General features: G+C 40.7%; 24 protein-coding genes and 2 tRNA genes. 15 read left to right on the top strand and 11 right to left on the bottom strand.

The features are described from left to right. Nucleotides 1-267: hypothetical protein (locus tag ACP5SL_RS05115; RefSeq protein WP_428228284.1), on the top strand; the 267-nt coding region annotated here is incomplete at its 5' end. Nucleotides 268-693: 426 nt separating this feature from the next. Here ACP5SL_RS05115 and ACP5SL_RS05110 read toward each other — a convergent pair. Next, nucleotides 694-1998 (bottom strand): APC family permease, encoded by a 1305-nt coding sequence (locus tag ACP5SL_RS05110; protein WP_428228283.1) that lies wholly within the window; start codon nt 1996-1998, stop codon nt 694-696. A 160-nt stretch (nt 1999-2158) separates the two neighbouring features. Here ACP5SL_RS05110 and mtnA point away from each other — a divergent pair, with 160 nt between their 5' ends. Both mtnA and ACP5SL_RS05100 read left to right on the top strand, forming a co-directional pair. After that, the gene (mtnA, locus tag ACP5SL_RS05105; protein WP_193803442.1) at nt 2159-3253 is read left to right on the top strand and encodes an S-methyl-5-thioribose-1-phosphate isomerase; all 1095 of its coding nucleotides are present in this window, start codon (nt 2159-2161) and stop codon (nt 3251-3253) included. Nucleotides 3254-3317: 64 nt separating this feature from the next. Further along, on the top strand, nt 3318-3644 hold the full coding sequence (locus ACP5SL_RS05100) for a hypothetical protein (RefSeq protein WP_014557276.1): 327 nt from the start codon (nt 3318-3320) through the stop codon (nt 3642-3644). A gap of 52 nt (nt 3645-3696) precedes the next feature. Here the strand turns inward: ACP5SL_RS05100 and ACP5SL_RS05095 are convergent, their stop codons facing one another. After that, the gene (locus tag ACP5SL_RS05095; RefSeq protein WP_193803440.1) at nt 3697-4044 is read right to left on the bottom strand and encodes a chromatin protein Cren7; all 348 of its coding nucleotides are present in this window, start codon (nt 4042-4044) and stop codon (nt 3697-3699) included. Between the two features lie 182 nt (nt 4045-4226). Between ACP5SL_RS05095 and eno the strand changes: the two genes are divergently transcribed. Further along, nucleotides 4227-5519, top strand: coding sequence for a phosphopyruvate hydratase (gene eno, locus ACP5SL_RS05090; RefSeq protein ID WP_014557274.1), 1293 nt, complete (start codon nt 4227-4229; stop codon nt 5517-5519). Between the two features lie 129 nt (nt 5520-5648). On the opposite strand, the gene ACP5SL_RS05085 is transcribed toward eno, so the two are convergent. Next, nucleotides 5649-6317, bottom strand: coding sequence for a Snf7 family protein (locus tag ACP5SL_RS05085; RefSeq protein WP_014557273.1), 669 nt, complete (start codon nt 6315-6317; stop codon nt 5649-5651). 154 nt (nt 6318-6471) lie between these two features. On the opposite strand from ACP5SL_RS05085, the gene ACP5SL_RS05080 reads away from it, so the two are divergent. From ACP5SL_RS05080 to ACP5SL_RS05065, 4 genes are all read left to right on the top strand, one after another. After that, nucleotides 6472-6573, top strand: a tRNA-Pro gene (locus tag ACP5SL_RS05080). Between the two features lie 39 nt (nt 6574-6612). Beyond that, nucleotides 6613-6852, top strand: coding sequence for a hypothetical protein (locus tag ACP5SL_RS05075; RefSeq protein ID WP_014557272.1), 240 nt, complete (start codon nt 6613-6615; stop codon nt 6850-6852). 12 nt (nt 6853-6864) lie between these two features. Further along, nucleotides 6865-7542: an endonuclease III domain-containing protein gene (locus ACP5SL_RS05070; RefSeq protein ID WP_272985810.1), complete on the top strand. Its 678-nt coding sequence runs from the start codon at nt 6865-6867 to the stop codon at nt 7540-7542. Next, nucleotides 7539-8045, top strand: a complete 507-nt coding sequence (locus ACP5SL_RS05065; RefSeq protein WP_014557270.1) for a hypothetical protein — start codon at nt 7539-7541, stop codon at nt 8043-8045. Before ACP5SL_RS05070 ends, ACP5SL_RS05065 begins: the two co-directional genes overlap by 4 nt. Nucleotides 8046-8073: 28 nt before the next feature. Here ACP5SL_RS05065 and ACP5SL_RS05060 read toward each other — a convergent pair. From ACP5SL_RS05060 to ACP5SL_RS05035, 6 genes are all read right to left on the bottom strand, one after another. Beyond that, nucleotides 8074-8203, bottom strand: a tRNA-Met gene (locus ACP5SL_RS05060). Nucleotides 8204-8253: 50 nt separating this feature from the next. Then, nucleotides 8254-8535: a PqqD family protein gene (locus tag ACP5SL_RS05055; protein ID WP_272985105.1), complete on the bottom strand. Its 282-nt coding sequence runs from the start codon at nt 8533-8535 to the stop codon at nt 8254-8256. A 9-nt stretch (nt 8536-8544) separates the two neighbouring features. Beyond that, on the bottom strand, nt 8545-9015 hold the full coding sequence (locus ACP5SL_RS05050) for an OB-fold nucleic acid binding domain-containing protein (RefSeq protein WP_014557268.1): 471 nt from the start codon (nt 9013-9015) through the stop codon (nt 8545-8547). Nucleotides 9016-9206: 191 nt separating this feature from the next. Next, nucleotides 9207-9596, bottom strand: coding sequence for a hypothetical protein (locus ACP5SL_RS05045; RefSeq protein WP_428228282.1), 390 nt, complete (start codon nt 9594-9596; stop codon nt 9207-9209). Then, entirely contained in the window at nt 9574-10392 is an 819-nt protein-coding gene (locus tag ACP5SL_RS05040; protein ID WP_428228281.1) for a hypothetical protein, read from the bottom strand. Before ACP5SL_RS05040 ends, ACP5SL_RS05045 begins: the two co-directional genes overlap by 23 nt. A gap of 249 nt (nt 10393-10641) precedes the next feature. Beyond that, complete coding sequence (locus ACP5SL_RS05035) at nt 10642-12897, bottom strand: STT3 domain-containing protein (protein ID WP_428228280.1); 2256 nt, start codon at nt 12895-12897, stop codon at nt 10642-10644. Nucleotides 12898-13202: 305 nt separating this feature from the next. Between ACP5SL_RS05035 and ACP5SL_RS05030 the strand changes: the two genes are divergently transcribed. Continuing rightward, on the top strand, nt 13203-13589 hold the full coding sequence (locus ACP5SL_RS05030; RefSeq protein ID WP_428228279.1) for a hypothetical protein: 387 nt from the start codon (nt 13203-13205) through the stop codon (nt 13587-13589). On the opposite strand, the gene ACP5SL_RS05025 is transcribed toward ACP5SL_RS05030, so the two are convergent. After that, nucleotides 13586-13936 carry a hypothetical protein gene (locus tag ACP5SL_RS05025; RefSeq protein ID WP_014557262.1) on the bottom strand — a complete coding sequence of 117 codons (351 nt, stop codon included), beginning with the start codon at nt 13934-13936 and terminating at the stop codon, nt 13586-13588. The two genes, ACP5SL_RS05030 and ACP5SL_RS05025, sit on opposite strands and share 4 nt — an antisense overlap. Before the next feature lie 186 nt (nt 13937-14122). Between ACP5SL_RS05025 and ACP5SL_RS05020 the strand changes: the two genes are divergently transcribed. Then, the gene (locus tag ACP5SL_RS05020; RefSeq protein WP_428228278.1) at nt 14123-14413 is read left to right on the top strand and encodes a hypothetical protein; all 291 of its coding nucleotides are present in this window, start codon (nt 14123-14125) and stop codon (nt 14411-14413) included. Here ACP5SL_RS05020 and ACP5SL_RS05015 read toward each other — a convergent pair. Continuing rightward, nucleotides 14394-14558 (bottom strand): hypothetical protein, encoded by a 165-nt coding sequence (locus ACP5SL_RS05015; RefSeq protein ID WP_428228277.1) that lies wholly within the window; start codon nt 14556-14558, stop codon nt 14394-14396. The two genes, ACP5SL_RS05020 and ACP5SL_RS05015, sit on opposite strands and share 20 nt — an antisense overlap. A 108-nt stretch (nt 14559-14666) precedes the next feature. Here ACP5SL_RS05015 and ACP5SL_RS05010 point away from each other — a divergent pair, with 108 nt between their 5' ends. From ACP5SL_RS05010 to ACP5SL_RS04990, 5 genes are all read left to right on the top strand, one after another. Then, nucleotides 14667-15305, top strand: a complete 639-nt coding sequence (locus tag ACP5SL_RS05010) for an HAD family hydrolase (RefSeq protein WP_014557260.1) — start codon at nt 14667-14669, stop codon at nt 15303-15305. 115 nt (nt 15306-15420) lie between these two features. Continuing rightward, a complete protein-coding gene (locus ACP5SL_RS05005; protein ID WP_428228276.1) occupies nt 15421-15726 on the top strand; it encodes a hypothetical protein in 306 nt (101 codons plus the stop codon). Continuing rightward, on the top strand, nt 15723-16586 hold the full coding sequence (udp, locus tag ACP5SL_RS05000; protein WP_428228275.1) for a uridine phosphorylase: 864 nt from the start codon (nt 15723-15725) through the stop codon (nt 16584-16586). The genes ACP5SL_RS05005 and udp overlap by 4 nt, the downstream gene beginning before the upstream one ends. A 9-nt stretch (nt 16587-16595) precedes the next feature. Next, complete coding sequence (locus ACP5SL_RS04995; protein ID WP_428228274.1) at nt 16596-17552, top strand: carbohydrate kinase family protein; 957 nt, start codon at nt 16596-16598, stop codon at nt 17550-17552. A 129-nt stretch (nt 17553-17681) separates the two neighbouring features. After that, the coding region (locus tag ACP5SL_RS04990) for a hypothetical protein (RefSeq protein ID WP_428228273.1) at nt 17682-18363 on the top strand (682 nt) is incomplete at its 3' end.

Below are 18363 nucleotides of genomic sequence, written 5' to 3'. Positions count from 1 at the left end.
CTTATAGGAGTAGCAAGGGCGCATATAGATAAAAATAAAGTTGTAATCGAGAGATTAGCGCTTTCTTATTATAAAGCTACTGATTCGTTGATAACAATAGCAAGTGCTATAAAAACCAAAATAACCTTAAAGCCAAAAATGAAAATTCGGATACCGGTGGATTCCTCTAAAGCTTCATTATTGAAAGCGTTGATTGCATTTGGGTTCAAAATAATCAACAGCGAATATGTTTTATGCAAGGACTTCTCTTCTATTGAAGAAAACTGATGCATTTTAACATCCATATCTCTCATTAAAAATTGTAAGGCAAATAAAAAATATTAATTTTAAATAACTAGAGTAACTTCATAGATCATTTTGCTTTCTAATATCTTTCTATAATTGCTACATCATCATAAATATCAACGACCTTAGCAACTACGTCTGTACTGTTAGTTTCACTTGCTATTTTTATATCCTCTTCATGACCTGTGCTTAATACAACATTTACACTTTTGCCTTTGATAAATACCTCCTTTAGAGCATTACTTACAGACTTATATAAATAATACGAAGCTATAGTTTACTTATATTATAAAAAACTTGATTATAATAATTTGTGAAAAAGCCGATCTTACAGTTAATAAAATGTTTTTATCTTTCAAATTTACAAATTCCTCTAAAATATGAAAAATATAATTTCATTATGGTTTTTTATTTCCTAAAAAAGTAATATATAACATATGCAACAAAAAGGATAGAGAGAGCTATAGCGGATGCCTTAACTTCTTGAAGAGAAAGAGCATATGATGAAACGATTATGATGCTAAAGGACATTATTCCTAAAAAGATTCCTATTCTTCTGCTCAGAAAGCCTGAAGGTGAACTATGCTTAAAGTATATATATGAGATTAGATTTATAGCGTAGGGAATGTTCGTTCCTACTACTAGACCAATTACCATGAACTTATAGAAATACTGTGGAAATAATGAGAAGAGCGAAGAAGTTAAGCTTATAATCACAGTTGACAGGATGTATCTTCCATTCTTCGAGTCTATGTCATAGATTTTTTGAGGTATTATCCCCTTTTCAGACATAGCGTAAATGGCTCTGCTGAGGGAGAGGAAACCCACGATCATGGTCGTGAAAATCGCCAATAAAGCGGAAAGCGAAAATAAATATGTGAATATTTTTATACCTGTGAGCTTTTCCAGCTGAATGGACGCATAAGAAAAAGGTGAGTATGCCACTTCGGGATTGTTCAAAAACTCATTGTACGGAATCAAGCTATGGAGCGACATCACCATAAGAACGTAGATGGCAGCTACAGAAAGGATCGATATTGCGACAGACAGCGGGACGTTCTTTTTTGGATTTTCAACGCTGCTGTAAACGCTCGGTATTGAAGCCCACGCTCCATATGCACCGATTATAATTCCAATGGATGCAAGAAATTTGCTTATGTCGAATTTGTAGTTATTTGATAAATGTATGGAGAGTCCAGAATATGAAAAAACAGCGATTGTGAAAGCAAGTGTAATTGCTAGAAGAATAAACGTCAAGATTTGGTTTACTTTTCCGCTTAATTTCACTCCAAAAATGACTAATAAAGTTGCGAAAAAAATCAGAATGAGAGAGGTCACAATAGAATAGTTTAGAGAAATCGGTAATATATAATACAGATAATAAGGAGAAGTTATCGCGCATATAGTTATGGCAATGGTCCATCCAACGAAAAAGCCTGCGCCGCTGTAGAATGATAAAAACTTAGATAATGCTCTTTTCTTAAATACTTCAAATGGATAAACTGCGGGACCGCCATCGACCTCAAATGCGGAGGACATGTCTGAATAAACAAGCCCAACTGCAATCATCATAATGCCCGTAATTAGCCAAGCAAGGAAGTCCAACCCGTCGTTCAGCCTTCCAGTCGATCCGGGAAAGACAAATATACCTACTCCATACATTCCGCCAATTCCAAGCATTATAGCCTCAAGAAGCGTTATCTTTTTGGACATAGCCGATCAAGAAGTTTTAGAAACATAAACTTATAAAAAAGTATCTACTTATTTTTTAGTATTTTTTCATTATTTAAACAAAATAAATACAGGCAAAGAGTACTAAATCTATAGCAAATATATTTAAATAAAGATTCAGATAATATTTTTAGCCTATAAGGTGAGTATTTTGAGTGAGCTAGATTCTGTTAAAAAAGAGCTTCAAGAAGTCTTAAAAGAAGTTTCTATCGTTCCTATAGAGTGGAAGGATGGAAAGCTAAGATGGATAGATGTTACATCTCTTCCCTGGGAAGAAAGATATGTTGAGTCAAGCGATATATATAGAGTAGCTGAAGCAATAAAAAGGCTTGAAATAAGGGGAGCACCCGCTATAGGTGTTACTACTGCCCTCGCAGTTGCGATGGTTGCCTACAACTCTCCTAACAATAAAGATGAAATGATGAAAAACATAGAAAAAGCTGTAGAGATCCTCTCTCATACGAGACCTACGGCGTACAACTTGTTTTGGGCTCTAAACATTATGAAGAAGACTTTCTACGAGTCCATTGACCTCAGTCCTCAGGAAATAAAGGAGAAGCTCCTCTCTAAGGCGCTTAAAATACAGATTGAAGATATAAAAAACAATTTGAAGATGGGGGAAATCGGAGAAAAGCTGATACAGGATGGAGATACGATACTCACACACTGCAATACAGGATCCCTTGCTACAGCAGGGCACGGGACTGCCTTAGGAGTGATAAAAACGGCTTGGAAAAATGGAAAGAAAATAAAAGTTATAGCGACTGAGACGAGGCCTCTTCTTCAGGGGGCTAGGCTAACGGCCTGGGAACTCAAGAAAGAAGGCATACCATTCAAACTGATAACAGATAACATGGTCGGAATAGTAATGATGAAGGGAATGGTCCACAAGGTATTTGTCGGGGCAGACAGAATTCTTAGGACAGGTCACGTTATAAACAAGATCGGAACATATGGCATCGCGGTACTTGCAAGCTACCACAAGATCCCATTTTACGCTGTGGCCCCTACATCAACATTCGACCTAACTACTTCTCCTGAAGACGTTATCATTGAAAACAGAGACGAAAGCGAGGTCACAACTGTGCTCAATAAGCTGAGGATTGCACCGGAGGGCACGAGCGCTTATAATTTTGCCTTTGATATGACCCCTCCTGAGTTGGTAAGTGGAATAGTAACGGAAAAAGGGATTGTTGAGAAAGACTACGAATCAAACATTAAAAAGCTGTTTGAGTAAAAACTCTTTCGCTTTTTTCCTTTTAAATCCTATCCATTATATAACTATATTTTAAGGTGGACATATGAACAAGATCACTCTCTATAGAGACTTTTCTATCTCAGGCGTTAAGGCCGAGAGGATGCTGAAGGAAGCAGTATTGGGCATCGCTTTGAAATACGGTCTTAAAACCGAGTTTACTACAGTCCTCATTCCTGGAGAGTCTCCTGAAGAAAATGAAGTAAAAATAAATGAATATAGGATAAGCGCGAATAAAATTTCAAATGCCTCAGGCACAGATGAAATCGAGGATCTCCTTTTAAATATACTCTCAGAGCCATACTTCAGCAAAGTTTTATCTTCTAGCATTGAAGAAGGAAAAAATTTAGAAAGGGGGCTCATACACAACTGAGTTTATTATGAGCGTTTTTGCAAAAAGCGGCAATTTTAAAATAAACGCATGCTTATTCTTCATTAATATCGTCTTCATTGATGATATCCTCTAAATCCAGCTCAATCTCTTCAGGCTTTTGCTTTGGAGCTTCCCCCGCTATCTTCTTCTCCTTCCCTCCTGCATCTATTTCGACTTCTCCCCCTCCGACTTTAAGCTTGGAAATAGCGGCCTTCCAACTATATCCGCAGTTAGGGCACTTATATGATCCCATAACTGTTATTGTGATCCTACCTTTATCATCTGGTAGAGGGGAAACAAAGTTCCAAGTTTTTGTTGGATTTGGAACCTCTGTACCGCACCTAGGACAAACGTTTGGCTTCTTCTCTTTTTTTACCAAATCACAATACCTCCAAGTCATTATGATCAAAAATTGAAAATAATTAATTTTCTTTTTTACACCAAAGTGAACTACCCCGCCCTTACAAAAAGGATCTCTGGCGAAGAGAATGAAAACTTATCCTCCCTTAAAATGAAGAAAGAAAAGTTAACTAGGAAAACATTTATAATCCTAATTGCATTTTATAGCTAAAGGTGATTTTTATGATAGACTCTTCAGACTTCGCAATCACAGAAATTAGCGCTTATGAGATCCTTGATTCTAGAGGAGATCCCACTTTAAGGGTATGCGTTTCAACAAAAAAGGCGAGAGGGTGCGCAAACGTTCCATCAGGGCTTTCAAAAGGGAAGCATGAAGTTGCAGAACTGAGAGACGGGATCGGAAAGCTCGGAGGAAAGGGTGTTTCAAAGGCAGTTGAAACAGTGAAAGACTATATCCTTCAAGCCCTTGTTGGAGAAGATGTGAGGGAGCAACAGAAGATAGACAGGATAATGATGTCTTTAGACGGTACAGAAGACAAGAGCAAATTAGGAGGAAACACTATGCTTGGTGTGAGCTTAGCAGTTGCAAGGACGGCTGCAATCCTTACTTCTCAAGAGCTGTATTCGTATTTGGGAGGAGTCGGTGAGTTTATCCTCCCAGTTCCATTTTTGAATATAATAAACGGAGGAAAGCATGCAAGTAGCGGACTCGACTTCCAAGAGTTCATGATCGTTCCAGTAGGGTTTGATACATTTAAAGATGCTATATGGGCTTCTTCAGAGGTCTATCACAAACTGAAGGAGATAATTAAAGAAAAGTACGGCGGAATCCACACTTCTGTAGGAGATGAGGGGGGATTTACTCCTCCAATAAGAGATCCTGAAGCAGCAGTGATCCTGCTGGAAGACGCTATAAAGGCTTCAGGTTACGCAGTCGGGGACAACTTCTACATAGCTATTGACGCTGCCTCGAGCAACTTTTACAACGAGGAAAAAGGGGTATATACGGTAAACGGAAAGAATTACAGAAAAGATGAATTGCTCGAATTCTATCTTAAGCTGATCGATGCTCATCCTGTTAAAAGCATAGAGGATCCCTTCTATGAAGAAGATTTTGAAAGCTTCTCTGAGCTTAATTCAAAATTAAGAAAGAAGGGGGTTCTCGTGGTTGGGGATGACCTTCTAACAACCAATCCAAAAAGGCTCGAAAAGGCTTTAGAAAAAGGGAGCGTGTCTGGGGTCATAGTAAAGCCCAACCAGATCGGCACTTTAACAGAAACCATAAGGTTTTCAGAAATGGCCATGCATTCTGGCATAAAGGCTATTGTAAGCCATAGAAGCGGAGAGACCGACGATCCATTTATCGCAGACCTCTCTGTTGCACTGAGGAATGGAGCAATAAAAGCAGGAGCACCATGCAGAGGAGAGAGGACTTCGAAGTACAACAGACTCATCGAAATTGAATCCCTGCTTTCAGGATACTCCGAGTTTGCTGGGAGAAGGTTTTTTATCTAAAAATTAAATTTTCAATTCTTAGAATGATGAAGGTTAAAAGCTTTGAGCTCATGCAATGATATGAAAACGCTGCTGACTCAGAAAATAAAAAATAAACAAAAAACTGTTTTAATAAAATATTAATTTTTGTTAGTGTTTGTCAGATGCGTTGGCAGATGGCGGCGCTGGCAGGTTCATGCTTCCTCCAGGAAGCTCTGGGAACTGCTCCTTCATTCTCTGCTCTGCAATTGTGGCAGCTTCCTCCATTACCTTCTTTGCTTCATCAGTTACATAGATGTTGTTCATCTGAATTCCGGTGAATTCTCCTAGCTCAGTCACTGTGCTCTGAAGTATCTCGTCGACCTCTCCAAGCTCAAATGCTACTTCTGGCATTATGCCCATCAAGTTGTTTCTAACTTCCTTTACAACTCCTACTACTGGTCCCATCGCGCTTACCAGATCTCCCACATCTCTAACTGTCTCTAGCCTCAATCCGATCCTCTCTAGAGCAAATATTGAGCTCATAATTGTCTTCGCAACTTTCCTTACTTCTGCAACTTCGTTTGCATACATCGCAGCTCTTTCGCTGTCCTTTTTAACCTGAGCGTCTACCACTTTTTCAAACAGGCCGTTTGCTCTTTCCTGAAGCTTATTGAGTGTGTATTCAAGCTTGTTCTTTTCAATCCTAATTTTGAACAATGCCATTGTTATTCTGTATCTGACAGGAGGTGGTGGAACTATTCTGTCTTTAATTTTAGACCACATGCCTTCTGAATCTTGCGGAGACCATCTTTTACCAAACTTATCAATAGCGGACATGGTTTTTTTCGCCTAAATAATAATAGTTTATGCTATAGATTTAAAAGGAAAAGGACGCGAAAGTCCGCTTCAATTTTCGTTTTTGAAGGAGTTTAGAAGGAAATATATTAATAAATACTTTTAAACTCTTTTCTTAAAAAATAAGAGTGTCTGGGGGGCCGTCGTCTAGCTTGGTAGGATGCCAGCCTGGGGAGGAACCCCGATATGACAAAACCTGGAACGCTGGTGGTCCCGGGTTCAAATCCCGGCGGCCCCATGCTTGCTTATCTCATACCAAATGGAAGGTGATATGTAAATGAGCGAAACGAAAAATAAGGTAAGATCTATAAGTGTGGTAAAAGTAAAGGATAGAGAAATACCTATTGACGAGAGGCTTTTGAAGGTATTGAGAAAGTACGTGTACACTCAAATGACCCTTGAGGAGCTGGCGAAGGAAATCGGGCTAAACGGATGGGAAGAAGCTTATGAATTCGTCAAGAACGCGCCAGCTTGGCTGATGTGGACTCCATTCACACTCTGGGAAGTAACTGAGTAAAAAGGAAGCTTTATGCAAAAAGACACTAATGATTTTTTAAGAGAAAAGATCAACAAAGCTCTAAGAGATCTGAACTTAGAGGAAGGACAGAGATTTATAGTCAAAGAGGTCAGTAAGAATTTCGACGATCCTTTTTATCTTTTAATTTCAATTATACTGAGCCAGAACACCAACGATAGAAATGCAATTGAAGCTTTTTTGAATTTGGTAGAAAGAGGGCTCGATTTTCGGAAATTGAACTCAATGAGTTTGGGTGAATTGGAGGAAATAATCAGAATTTCTGGGTTGTATAAATCTAAAGCAGAAACTATAAAGAGATTAGCTGGATTTTTATCTAAAGATGAGCTCTTCCTAAAAAATCTGTGCAAAAAGCCTCCTGAAGAGGCACGCAGAGAGCTAACTTCAATTAAGGGAATTGGAAAGAAGACTGCAGATCTTTTCTTATCAGTATACTGCAACATGCCTCTCTTCCCAGTTGACAGGCACATAAAGAGGGTTACTGAAAGGCTTCTGGATAAAGAAATGGACTATGAAGAAGTTAGCCAATTTTGGAGGGAAGTTTTGGATAGAAATCTGCTCAAAGAAGCCCACTACAAGTTAATATACGTAGGGAGGAAGTTCTGCAGACCGAAAGGGGAAAAGTGCGATCTCTGTCCTCTAGCAGATATCTGCAGATGGAGGAGCGAGTGAATTTGATTCTCATAACAACGAAAATAAACAGCGAGAATGAGCTGATAAATGAGGTCTTGAGCTTTTTCATTCTGAAAAACGTCAAGTTTGAAGAAAGAAAGGCCGTCTATGGGGGGGTTGTTCTTTTTTTCACTGATTCGCCGTATTTCGCCTATAATCTCTTGATAAGCAGCGTTCTCTCTTATCCTATGAAGATCTACCCCTTGTTGAGCTCAGATGAACTCTTAAAAGTACTGAAAAAGTCGGAGATCTCAGTAAAGTATGTAAATTGTGAAGTAAGAGGGGTTAAGAAGGATCTGTGCAAAGAATTAGAGGAAAAAATAAAAAAAGAGATAAAATTCGATAGAAAAAGCGACATTGTTCTTCATATTCAAGGCATAAAGGATTATTACGGTTATTCCGTTCTTAAAAGAAACTGCGAAAACTATAGCAAACTACTGGAAAATGAAGAGTTGAGAAAATCCTGCTTTTCTTTTATGAGGGAAAAAATCTTAAAGATATAAAAATTTTGGCGGCGGGTCCCCCGAAAGATAGCGGGGGGTGGATTTGAACCACCGACCTCGGGGTTTCTCAAATGTCATTGGGCAACCTTTTATGAGCTTCGCGGGAGCAGAAAAGCTTTCTGCTCCTCCCGCGGGCTACCTGGCTGCCCTACCCCGCTTTTTTTACCCGCCGATATTATTTTATGTTGAACTGGGTTTTTATGTTTTTTTATTTAACTTCTGCTAGTAAGTTGCTCTCGAGTAACTTGGTAATTATCATTGCAATAGGCTCTTCCAATTCATTGACCGGCATGTTAAGCTCCTCGCTTGCTTGCTTTACGATCTCTTCCAAGCTCTTAGTTCCGTCAGAAACTTTCCATATATAGTATACTGCAGCGGACATCTCATATGTGACCTGATTTTCATCCGTTACATAGAACGTATCTTCAGTAGCACCAGTTTCCTCTCCTTTATGCGTGAACTTTTTGCTCTTCAATTCTGCATAGCTCATTTGTTATATTCACCATTCTCTCTTACGAGGATAGTTCCTTCCCTGTCTGTAGTCCCTTCTTCCTCCGCCCTGCCTTCTGCTTCCATATCCTCTATCTTCCATTGGGGCGGTCGGCTCGCTTTCTGGGACTTCATCTTTCTGTGGTACTTCCGAATCGTCTATTTGGGACACCTCTGAGCTCGATCCTACGTTCAACTGCACTTTTCCTCTGAAGCTCGTTGTCCATGCGCCTTTAACTTCTACAGCCTGTCCTTCCTGCACGCTTCCCGCTTTATCTCCCCAAAAAGTCGCCTTTATTCTTCCGGTGTCGTCTCCCAGTATCGCTTCGCTTATTGTTCTTGTTCCTTTCTTCGTTTCTATTGTTTTTGTATCGCCCGTTTCAAGAACTCGGGCTTTTATACTAACAGAGCTTTCGCCCTGTTTTAAATCCATTATTTTTTTATTTTGGGGCTCTTCGCCCATATCTTTCTCTTCACTCAAAGTTCATACCTTCCGTTATGTTTTGCGTGAGCTACCCTCTATAGGGCTTTAAGCATCTAGAGAAGGCTTTATGCCGTTCCCGTCATTTGCTCTTCCTGGGGGGCTCACAGCTCCCCTTCCCCATGCTTCAAGAAGTTGCATGGGTACATGTTTTAAATTCAACATATGGAATAATAAGTCTTTTGTTATGATTATCTCTTAATACTTCTATATCTAATTGGCTTGAACTCTATGCCGACAGAGAGGAGCGCTTCCTGAATTTTGTAATCATCTGTGAACACAACAACATTAAAACCTTCGCCTTTTTTCTTCAGCGCGAGATTTATGAGCTTTCTGTCCGCTTTGCTTAACGCCTTACTGAGCTTCTTGTTTAATGAACTAAGGTCGTCTTCTACTTCTTCAATAATTATTCTGTTCGCTGATAAGGTATATTCCAGCTTGCTCTTGTTTTCAAAATCTTTCACTTCATCTACAACTTCCTTCACTGTATAAATTTGGAACGGAAATGACAGGTGCAGTCCTGTCAGGAATGCGCCAGTGTCGAATATATAAACAGTTTTAAAATCTGAAGATTTTTTCATATGTCTGCAACCGCTCAAAGCGAGCAAACCTAATTGGCTTCTCGTACATGTATATTTTTATCTTCTCCTCAGGATCTAAAACTTTTGTTCCGTCTAAAATCACTTTTGAATATTCGATATTTCTCTTTATTTCTATATCAACTGAAGACAAATAGTCCAAAACAACGGGCCTATTCCAGAGTATAGTCGAATTCAAAGGACTCAAGAGTATGGAAGGGTGAGAGAAGTCAACCAGCGGACCTCCGCAGCTAATATTGTAGGCAGAAGAGCCTGATGATGTTGAGATAATGATGCCGTCACCAGCAACTTCGTATAGCTTCCTCCCATTTATGAAGACATTTAGCTCAATTACTTTCATATGATTCGAAGCTATAACCGCATCGTTAAAAAAGAAGTGCTTTCTCCTTCCCATTTCCAATTTTAATCCCCAGACCTTCTGCTCGACATATGCCCCGTTCAAGAGTCTTTTCAGTATGCTTCTTCCTTGAATGGATGAGGCGTCGTAATAGAAATTTCTCCTCCCGCCCGCAACAGTCGCAATGATCGCGTCATGATTGGTCTCATCCTGAAGAGCATTTAAGAGAGTCCCATCTCCACCTACTATAATGAGCCTGCATGGCTTTTTGCTTTCTACTTTATAGCCATCATATTCAAGAAGGCCTGTTTTTCGATATATGATCTTCACTTCTTCACCTATTTCCCGAGCTTCATTTAGTATCTGATCCGCAATTTCTAATGCTATTTTGCTTGAATAATTAACATATAAAGCAGTCCAATTGCACTCATCCTTTTTCATGCCGAGATCTCCACTGCTCTCCAAATAATTTTTATAATTTTTAAACGAATTTCACGATTGAAAATCCTTTTACCAATTTTTAAATTAACAGCACAGCAATTTCAAGCTTACTTTGTATAATTAATATTTCCAACAATTATCAAAAATATTTTTCGCTAAATTCCAGCCTTTACTGCTAAATGGAAGATGATAAAAAAATTTTCAGGAAGACAATAATAACGTAAAACCCGACTTATGGTTTGGAAAAAGTCAGCCTAGCTTATATAGAAATACTGCAACAAATATGTTTGTAGTATTATTGCTGTAAATGCTGTCAGTTATTATCTTCACAGGCTGGAGACCGTCAAGTGGATGATAAGGAATGATGTTGCCCGTTGCATAATCCATGAACTCTACATTGCCCGTTAAATTATTGACCGTCCCAGCTACAATATCTGTGTTATTGAGCATATATACACCGTCTATCATCATCTTGTAAATTAAAGTGCTCTGAACGAGAGGATTCGTCCAGTTAGGTCCAATAACCGGATAATAGCTTCCTTGGTAAGGTATTGTAGTTACTGCAAAGTAAGGCGAATATCCAGTCAAGTTCACTCTATCAGCTATCCTCAGCATCCAAATAGACTTTGGAATATCCGCGAGCCCTTCAGAGCCTGAGTATATGCTGGTGTACGGCCCAACGACCCAGGTATTGCTGCTCTGCTTATATGCTTCGAAGACATCAAATGTGAGGACATACGTGGCATTCTGAGGAGTTCGCAGCTCATTGAAAGCTATGTTATCTATTTCTGAAATGTTGTCGCTGGTTAAAATTGTCGCGAGGAGCTGTATCTGCGTCTGATTTATCGTTGCTCCATCCGCCACAGTAGCCCTTCCGGTCATGACCGGTATCCAGTAGCCGTAATCCCACCACGTTAAAATAACGCTGTTCGCAGGAGTGTCATTTTTGATGTAGTCTAGCGTATATATCCAAGCGTCATTCTCCCTCGCCATCCCAATCCCTCCCGAAAGAATTAGCGGGGGAGTTTGTGCATAAGCTATAGTCGTGCTCATTTGAATGAATCCTATGACAACTATCACAATGAGGGCAGCGGACCAAATAGTGATCCCAATGCTGTCTCTATTGACCTTTTGAGATTTCTTTTTCCTCTCAACCTTCAGCTCCTTAAGACCGAAAGCTTTGACCAAGTTGTCTGATATCAGATTTACCACAATGCCTCCTGTAATGCTGAAGGAAGTCGCAACGAACATGAGAAGGTAGGAGGCCTTAAACCCCATGATTATTGAGTACACTGCGAGGACGATGAAGAACATATGAAGCGGTTGCTTCCTCGACTGGAACAATCCGTAGACTATGTAAAAGACTGTAAGTATGAAGGAGAGCCCCACTTCGCTTATCAAGCCGCTCAATGTCATTTCCTGGTGCTCTGAAACTGAAGCCACAAGTGCGTTGTTTGTATTTAGTCCAATGAAGTAATAAGCCCTTCCGGAAATATTGAAGAAGTTGAAGTAAAGCATTATTACTGCTACGACAGCTAGGAACACTAGAAAACCTGAATATATCTTTCTCCATGAGTACTTCTTGAGGAGAGCAATCTTCTTAGAGTACCTGAGCAGAAGGAATGAGAAGGTATATGCGATGCCTCCACCTATTATGAAAAGTCCTGAGCCCTTTATTATGCTCATCAGACCTACTGGGGGAGAGAGAAGCTGGACAATTAGGGTTACTGCTGTAAAGAGCCAAATGGAGTAGAATTCTCTGATCTCAGGCTCCTTTGCAAGGGGGTAAAAAACTAGGAAAGTTCCTATTACAAGGTCAACTACTTGATATCCTCCCCAGTCCCAAGCTACAAGGCCGACTAGAACTCCTGAAGTAATGGTATAAATAATTTTTCGCTTTAATTCTCCTTCCTTAAACATAAGCACGAGGAATAGAAATGCCAGCACTATCAGAGGTTGAACCATTCCGAGCTTTACAAAAAATCCTGCAATTGTCCTGTCGAGCATTCCTGGGAGAACAGCTGCCATGAATGCTGAGATGATCCCTGCCATCTCGCCTGTGACCTCTCTTACAAGCAGGTATGAAAACAGAGCTATAAGCGCGCCGGCAATAGGAGGCTGTATAACTACCCACTGCATAACGCTCAGGCCAAATAGCTTCCCTATGGGATATGTAAGAGCGGCGAGCATCATAAAGAGCGGGTAGTCAGAATATGCCAAGTCCCTTCCCCATGGGTACCAAAATATCTGCATGGCGGGATTGCTCTGTGTTAGAGAGTACCATGAAGATATCCCGTGCTGAACCATATAGTTAGTCGCGTAGTATGCAATAAAAGGATCTGCTTCATCCAGCATGTAGCCATATTTGAAGACCCTGAGCATTCTTATGTAAAAAGCAGCCGCAGAGATTGCGATTACTATCGCAAGAGATATTAAAGTTTTGTGAGAGTATAGCTTTTCGATGAATGATGCACCGGTTTTAACTGACTTCTGACTTTTGCTCAAATCAAGCAACACCTGCTCAACTGATTCAAATAAACCTTTTATTGATAATATTTTTAACTAAAAATTGCAAATGGCTAGTTATTAAACCTGATTTTTTCTCAAAAATCAGTTTCTCCGCACTAAAAAATGCCAGATCCGTTCTGATCTCCTCACACTCTAGAGGGCGAGAGGTCCATTTAGAGCGCTACCAAATCTTATAAACCTTCATCCCTTCTATAAAATTGCGAGGATTTCAGTTGTAATTTGAGCTTGGGGTTTCCCTTTTAAGTATTCTTTATTTCATAAAAAAATAGTAGGGGAGCAATTTGCAGGAGATATTTGAAGAAAGGTATGAGCTGTTGAAAATTGAGGCAAAAATAGACTACTATCTCGATTTACTAGAGAACGCTTTAAAGAATGTGGAGCCAAGAGCGTCCCGAAGCGTTTCTAGCGACAACATTTTTGTGAACTCAAAAGAGCTTTTAGATGTAGCCATAATGAAGCTGAACATTGTTAAAAATCTGGTCGTAAAAACCAAGGAGATGCTGGCCATTTATGCTATGCAAGATGCATTAAACGAATTGATGAAGCTGAGGGTTTACTCCTCACAGAAGACAGTCCTTCCTTATATAAATAAAATGGTCAATACTGCAATAAGCGATATAGAATCAAGCATAGTCTCTTTGAGGAACAAGGAGAAGAGTAATTTTTAGACCCTTAAACTTAGAACCCTCCTAATTGGGCACCTCTCAAAATCTTTCATGCAGAGCTCTATTTCATGCTTTGTCAAATATCTTTGAAGGGCATCGCAGAATACGACATAGCCGTTTTTGCTCTTCACAACTTTAAAGAACTCACAGCCCGATTTGGGCTCGTATGAGACCATGTTAAGCATAGGATCAGGTCTGTACTTTTGAATTAGATACTCCTCGTTCTTTCCCTCATCCTTCAATACCTTCGTATAGTACTTGCACCTTGAATAGGAGAGCTCGTCTCCGTCGCAAATGCCTTTCTTTACGATATCAGCCCTCGGCTCCGGGAGGAGGGGACTGTAGCACATACCATTTTTAAAGAAAGGACAGGGAATTGCAAACCACCTCTTCTTCAGACGCGGGTTCGGAACTCATCGACAGATTTGCCTCGAACCTTGAAAGCCTCATCATCAGGCTTTTCCAGTAGGGTTAAAATATATAACTGACTACTGCTAACATTAATAAAAGACTTAGATATTAAAATTTTTGATCGTTTGAGGTGGTTCAAAGTGATCGATTTTTCTGGAAGCAAGGATGCGCAAGGGTCAAGTGAAAAGGACAAATGGATCCAAAAAATGATTAAATCGGCGAAAAAGCATCACAAGCTATGCCCCTACTTTGACAAGAAAACCCAAAAGTGCTTCATAAGGCTCGGAAAGACATGCGACAGGGATGGGAAGTTCGACATGTGCCCAACTTTTATGGAATTCCTCTCCTCGAAGTATGATGAATACGTGAGCAAAAACAAGCCCCTGCCTGTAGACTTCATGGACATTGTGCTTTAGTGCTCACATTATCTACGCTCTGAAGTGTAGCGTCTTTCCCGCATCTATTCATGAACACTTTTTCTTGAAGAAGATTGGAAAGTGAATGGATCCTTCTTGATCGCACAGAGAACTCTATTGCTTTGTGGTCGGGGCTGATCATCATCACATTGCAAGCTGATCAAATAAGCTTTAATAGGAAATAACACCTAAAAGAAGATGTGTAATTTTTCATGTTCGCTCTGAAGGATAAGGGTTTAGAGGTAAAATTTTAATGCAGAAAACTCTCTACATTTTGGACCTTGATATGACCCTTATAGACAGCTTAAAGGTATTCTACAGAGTATATAGCCAGCTTTTAAAGAAGTACTTCAATGAAGATATCAGTTTTGAGGATTTCTACGAAAAGTTCTGCACGAACTCTTTAGATAACTACAAGAATTATCCTAAAGATTTTTGGAAGGATTTCAAAGAGATGTACTATGCTAAAGACAGGAGCGAAATAAAGCCAATAGATGGAGCCGAGGAGCTCTTGAGGTTCTTGAATGAAAGGGGTATAGTCGTGGTCCTCTCAGGAAGAGGGGTAGATGGGGATGAGGTCTTGAAGGAGCTTGAGTACTTCTCTCTTTCGAAATACGTCAGCGAGGTCTATACGCTGAAAATTTACGATAGTGATAAGCCCTTCCTTAAAGATGACGCCGTCAGAAAGATAATAAACAACCATAGAGGCTTCAGTAAGTGCATTTTGGTAGGAGACTATGTGGATGATGTATCTGCAGGTCCAAAGAACGGGTGCATAAGCATAGGGATAACGATAAATGGGTGCAAGTCCGGAGAGGAGCTCTTGAGGGCTGGAGCTGACTATGTAGTTGAGGATCTGTTTGAGCTCAAGTCTATCCTCGAAAAATTATGAATTCAGCTTGTGGAAAATTTTTAATAATAATAGATCGCAAAGAATTATTAGTTGGTTTTCACTCTTGATCCTATGGCTTTTTCAGCCGTAATTGAGCGAAAAGAAGGTGAAGCTTTTGCTTAATATCGAGCTCAGCGATAAGGGTTTCTTAAAAATCGTCAATGCAGGAAGCGACAAGATCATAGTATGGAAGATTGAGCTTGTATACTACATAACGGTAACTCCTCTCGATCAAATAAGCCAAGAGCAGAGATATTTGAAGAAGCAGATAACTGAGACGATAGACAAAAACAAGGAGCTGGAGCCCAGAGGAGCGCTCTTATACTACACAAAGCTGCCTAAGGATGCAATTGAGGAAGTGAACGTCTACTATCAAATAGGAAATATGTTCAAAAAGGAAACTTATAAAACGAGGAGGTGAATTCTTTGGAGGGGGGAAAAATTAAGGCGGATTCTCCTACGACCGATGGAAGAAAGCTCTATCATCTGGGCATATCCCAGGGAGATGTCGCCAGATATGTTCTTTTGCCTGGAGATCCTGAGAGGTCGGAATTAATTGCGAAGACCTGGGATGAGTGGAGGTTTATAGCAAGGCACAGGGAGTATGTAACATACAGCGGAAAATACAAGGGGGCTGAAATCTCAGTGACATCTACAGGCATAGGCGGTCCGAGCGCAGCTATTGCTATAGAGGAGCTGCTCAGAGCGGGGGCAGACACATTCATCAGAGTGGGGACCACTGGAGCGATAAAGGAAGAGATAGAGATCGGGGACCTCATCATATCGAGCGGAGCTGTGAGGCTTGATGGAACGAGCAAGCAGTATGCTATTCCTGAGTACCCAGCGGTATCAAGCTATGAGGTTCTTTTGGCTTTAGTAGAGGCAGCGGAAAGCCTAAATAAGAGGTATTGGGTTGGGATAACTGCGTCTACCGACAGCTTCTACCTAGGGCAGGGAAGGCCTGGTTATAAAAACTTCATGAACTCTTGGGCGAAGTCGATAATTTCAGAGCTCAAATCGCTCAACGTATTGAACTTCGAAATGGAGGCATCCACGATATTCACGATGGCAAACATATACGGAGCTAGGGCCTCTTCGATATGCGCCGTGATAGCAAATAGAGTGACTAACGAGTTCGTGCCGAATGCTGGAGTCGATGATGCTGTGAAGGTCGCAGACGAGGCTGTAAAAATACTGAGCGAGTGGGATGAGCTCAAGAGAAACAGCGGGAAGAGGAGCTTCTATCCTTCGCTCCTCCTCAAAGATAAGATGCGGCTTTAGTGAAGAGTAATGAAGAGTTTTTTAAAATCCGGCAGTTCTGGAAAGTTCGGAGTGCATGTTTCGGTAGGAAATCTGAACATCGACATAATTTCGAGCGTGCCTGAGCTTCCCGCTGAAGATGATTCCGTAAAGGCGAAAAGCCTCTTCATAGGGGCGGGAGGAGGCGCGCTGAATTATTCTGTGGCAGCTTCAAGGTTTGGACACACCTCCTACTTAATCGGCATAACTACACCCATCTTCTCATCGCTGGGATTTTTCAGATACCTGATCGAAAACGGGGTTAAGATCGATAATGTAAAGATTGTAGAAGAGGGCTCCCCGGGAGTTTCGAACATAATACACCTCCCAAACGAGCAGAGGAGGATCATCTCATACAGGGGGGTCAATAACTTGCTGGATGATGATTACATAGCTCGCTCGGTTGAAAAAATAAATTCGGTTGATGTCGTCCATTTTTCAAGCGTAAAGAGCTCCGTTGCTCTCGGCGCAATTAAAAAGATTAAGGAGAAGCGTGTTCTAAAGAGCCCCATCTTTTCTCTCGATCCGGGGACAGAAAGCAGAGAGTATGAAAAAGTGATTGGCGAATTCACGGGGCTTGTAGACGTTCTTTTCCTCAATGAAAAATTCGCAAGGAATGTTTGGGGATATGGGTTTGCAGATTTCCTCTACGATATGAGCTGGAAGACGATCGTGGCATTGAAGCTAGGCGAAAGGGGGGCAGAAGCATTCTACGAGGGCAAAAGAACTTCTAGAATCCTGAAAAAGGTGGAGTATGTGGACACCACTGGAGCGGGCGACGCGTTCGATGCTGTATTCAATTGCGCCCTAATAGAGACTAGAAGCGTAGAAGAGAGCTTGGAGCTTGCGGTCACTGCGGGCGCTCTAAAGTCAAGAAACATTGGGGCCTCATCCTCTCCGTTCAGATCAGAGGTGTTTGAAAAGAAGCGCGAGATCCTGCTGCTCTAGCTTTTTCTATATGCATTTCCTTTATTTTTAAAAAGAAAAAAGGTTTTTTAGAGGGAGAACTAAATTTATATGATCCCTTGAAATTTCCTAACATACGGCATTTATGAATGGCTTTAAGCGATGAATGACATGCCTTCAGGAAGATCTATTTTCAGGCTGCTCAGGTACTCCTTCCTTCTCGACGATCCTATAGGATATCTCAGGTCGTATGAGGGGATCCCGCAGGGAATGAGCTTAATAGATATAATAGAAATGCACGGAGCCATTCCGAGGATAAGAGAGATAATCTCCTCTGTAATTGAGAAAGAGTCATACAGCTTCGAAAGGGATGAGAAGAATCTGAAAAGGGAGGCGGTTTCCCTTTACAGCGCTATGATCGTCACTTCATCTGTGAAGGACAACTGGCTTATGAACAGATTCTCAATATCGATAGCTAAGTCTTTCGGAGAGGAGCTCAACGGGTTTGATGAGGAGACGATGATTAAGATTGCAAGAGATTATCTGAAGATCGGCGTGAGATTTTTAGCAGAACCTCTGGTCATTCCGATAAGAAAGCTGAGCAGAGGGGATCAGAGAAAATCTTTTACCTTTTCCATAACAATTTTTGACTATATGAGGCTTGGGAAGAGGCTGGAAGGCGATGAGAAGTGGAGGTTCTCCAACCAGCTTATAAGCGGTGGAATGGTTTACATTCAAAGAGCAGAGCTCCAAAGGCTCATGGAAGAGGCAGTTTATTACAAGGTGCTCGACAAGTTGAAGAGCATCTCAAACGATATAAGCGATATCAGCATCCTTCCTCCGCAGCTGAAGG

Origin of the sequence: Fervidicoccus sp. (assembly GCF_049967375.1) — an archaeon.
GTDB lineage: Archaea > Thermoproteota > Thermoprotei_A > Sulfolobales > Fervidicoccaceae > Fervidicoccus > Fervidicoccus fontis.
This window is presented reverse-complemented; position numbering and strand designations above follow the sequence as displayed.

Coding starts and splice junctions, on each gene's coding strand:
- ACP5SL_RS05110 (WP_428228283.1), bottom strand. CDS start 1,998: ATGTCCAAAAAGATAACGCTTCTTGAGGCTATAATGCTTGGAATTGGC.
- ACP5SL_RS05100 (WP_014557276.1), top strand. CDS start 3,318: ATGAACAAGATCACTCTCTATAGAGACTTTTCTATCTCAGGCGTTAAG.
- ACP5SL_RS05095 (WP_193803440.1), bottom strand. CDS start 4,044: ATGACTTGGAGGTATTGTGATTTGGTAAAAAAAGAGAAGAAGCCAAAC.
- eno (WP_014557274.1), top strand. CDS start 4,227: ATGATAGACTCTTCAGACTTCGCAATCACAGAAATTAGCGCTTATGAG.
- ACP5SL_RS05085 (WP_014557273.1), bottom strand. CDS start 6,317: ATGTCCGCTATTGATAAGTTTGGTAAAAGATGGTCTCCGCAAGATTCA.
- ACP5SL_RS05075 (WP_014557272.1), top strand. CDS start 6,613: ATGAGCGAAACGAAAAATAAGGTAAGATCTATAAGTGTGGTAAAAGTA.
- ACP5SL_RS05070 (WP_272985810.1), top strand. CDS start 6,865: ATGCAAAAAGACACTAATGATTTTTTAAGAGAAAAGATCAACAAAGCT.
- ACP5SL_RS05055 (WP_272985105.1), bottom strand. CDS start 8,535: ATGAGCTATGCAGAATTGAAGAGCAAAAAGTTCACGCATAAAGGAGAG.
- ACP5SL_RS05045 (WP_428228282.1), bottom strand. CDS start 9,596: ATGAAAAAATCTTCAGATTTTAAAACTGTTTATATATTCGACACTGGC.
- ACP5SL_RS05040 (WP_428228281.1), bottom strand. CDS start 10,392: ATGAAAAAGGATGAGTGCAATTGGACTGCTTTATATGTTAATTATTCA.
- ACP5SL_RS05025 (WP_014557262.1), bottom strand. CDS start 13,936: ATGTGCTACAGTCCCCTCCTCCCGGAGCCGAGGGCTGATATCGTAAAG.
- ACP5SL_RS05015 (WP_428228277.1), bottom strand. CDS start 14,558: ATGATGATCAGCCCCGACCACAAAGCAATAGAGTTCTCTGTGCGATCA.
- ACP5SL_RS05010 (WP_014557260.1), top strand. CDS start 14,667: ATGCAGAAAACTCTCTACATTTTGGACCTTGATATGACCCTTATAGAC.
- ACP5SL_RS04995 (WP_428228274.1), top strand. CDS start 16,596: ATGAAGAGTTTTTTAAAATCCGGCAGTTCTGGAAAGTTCGGAGTGCAT.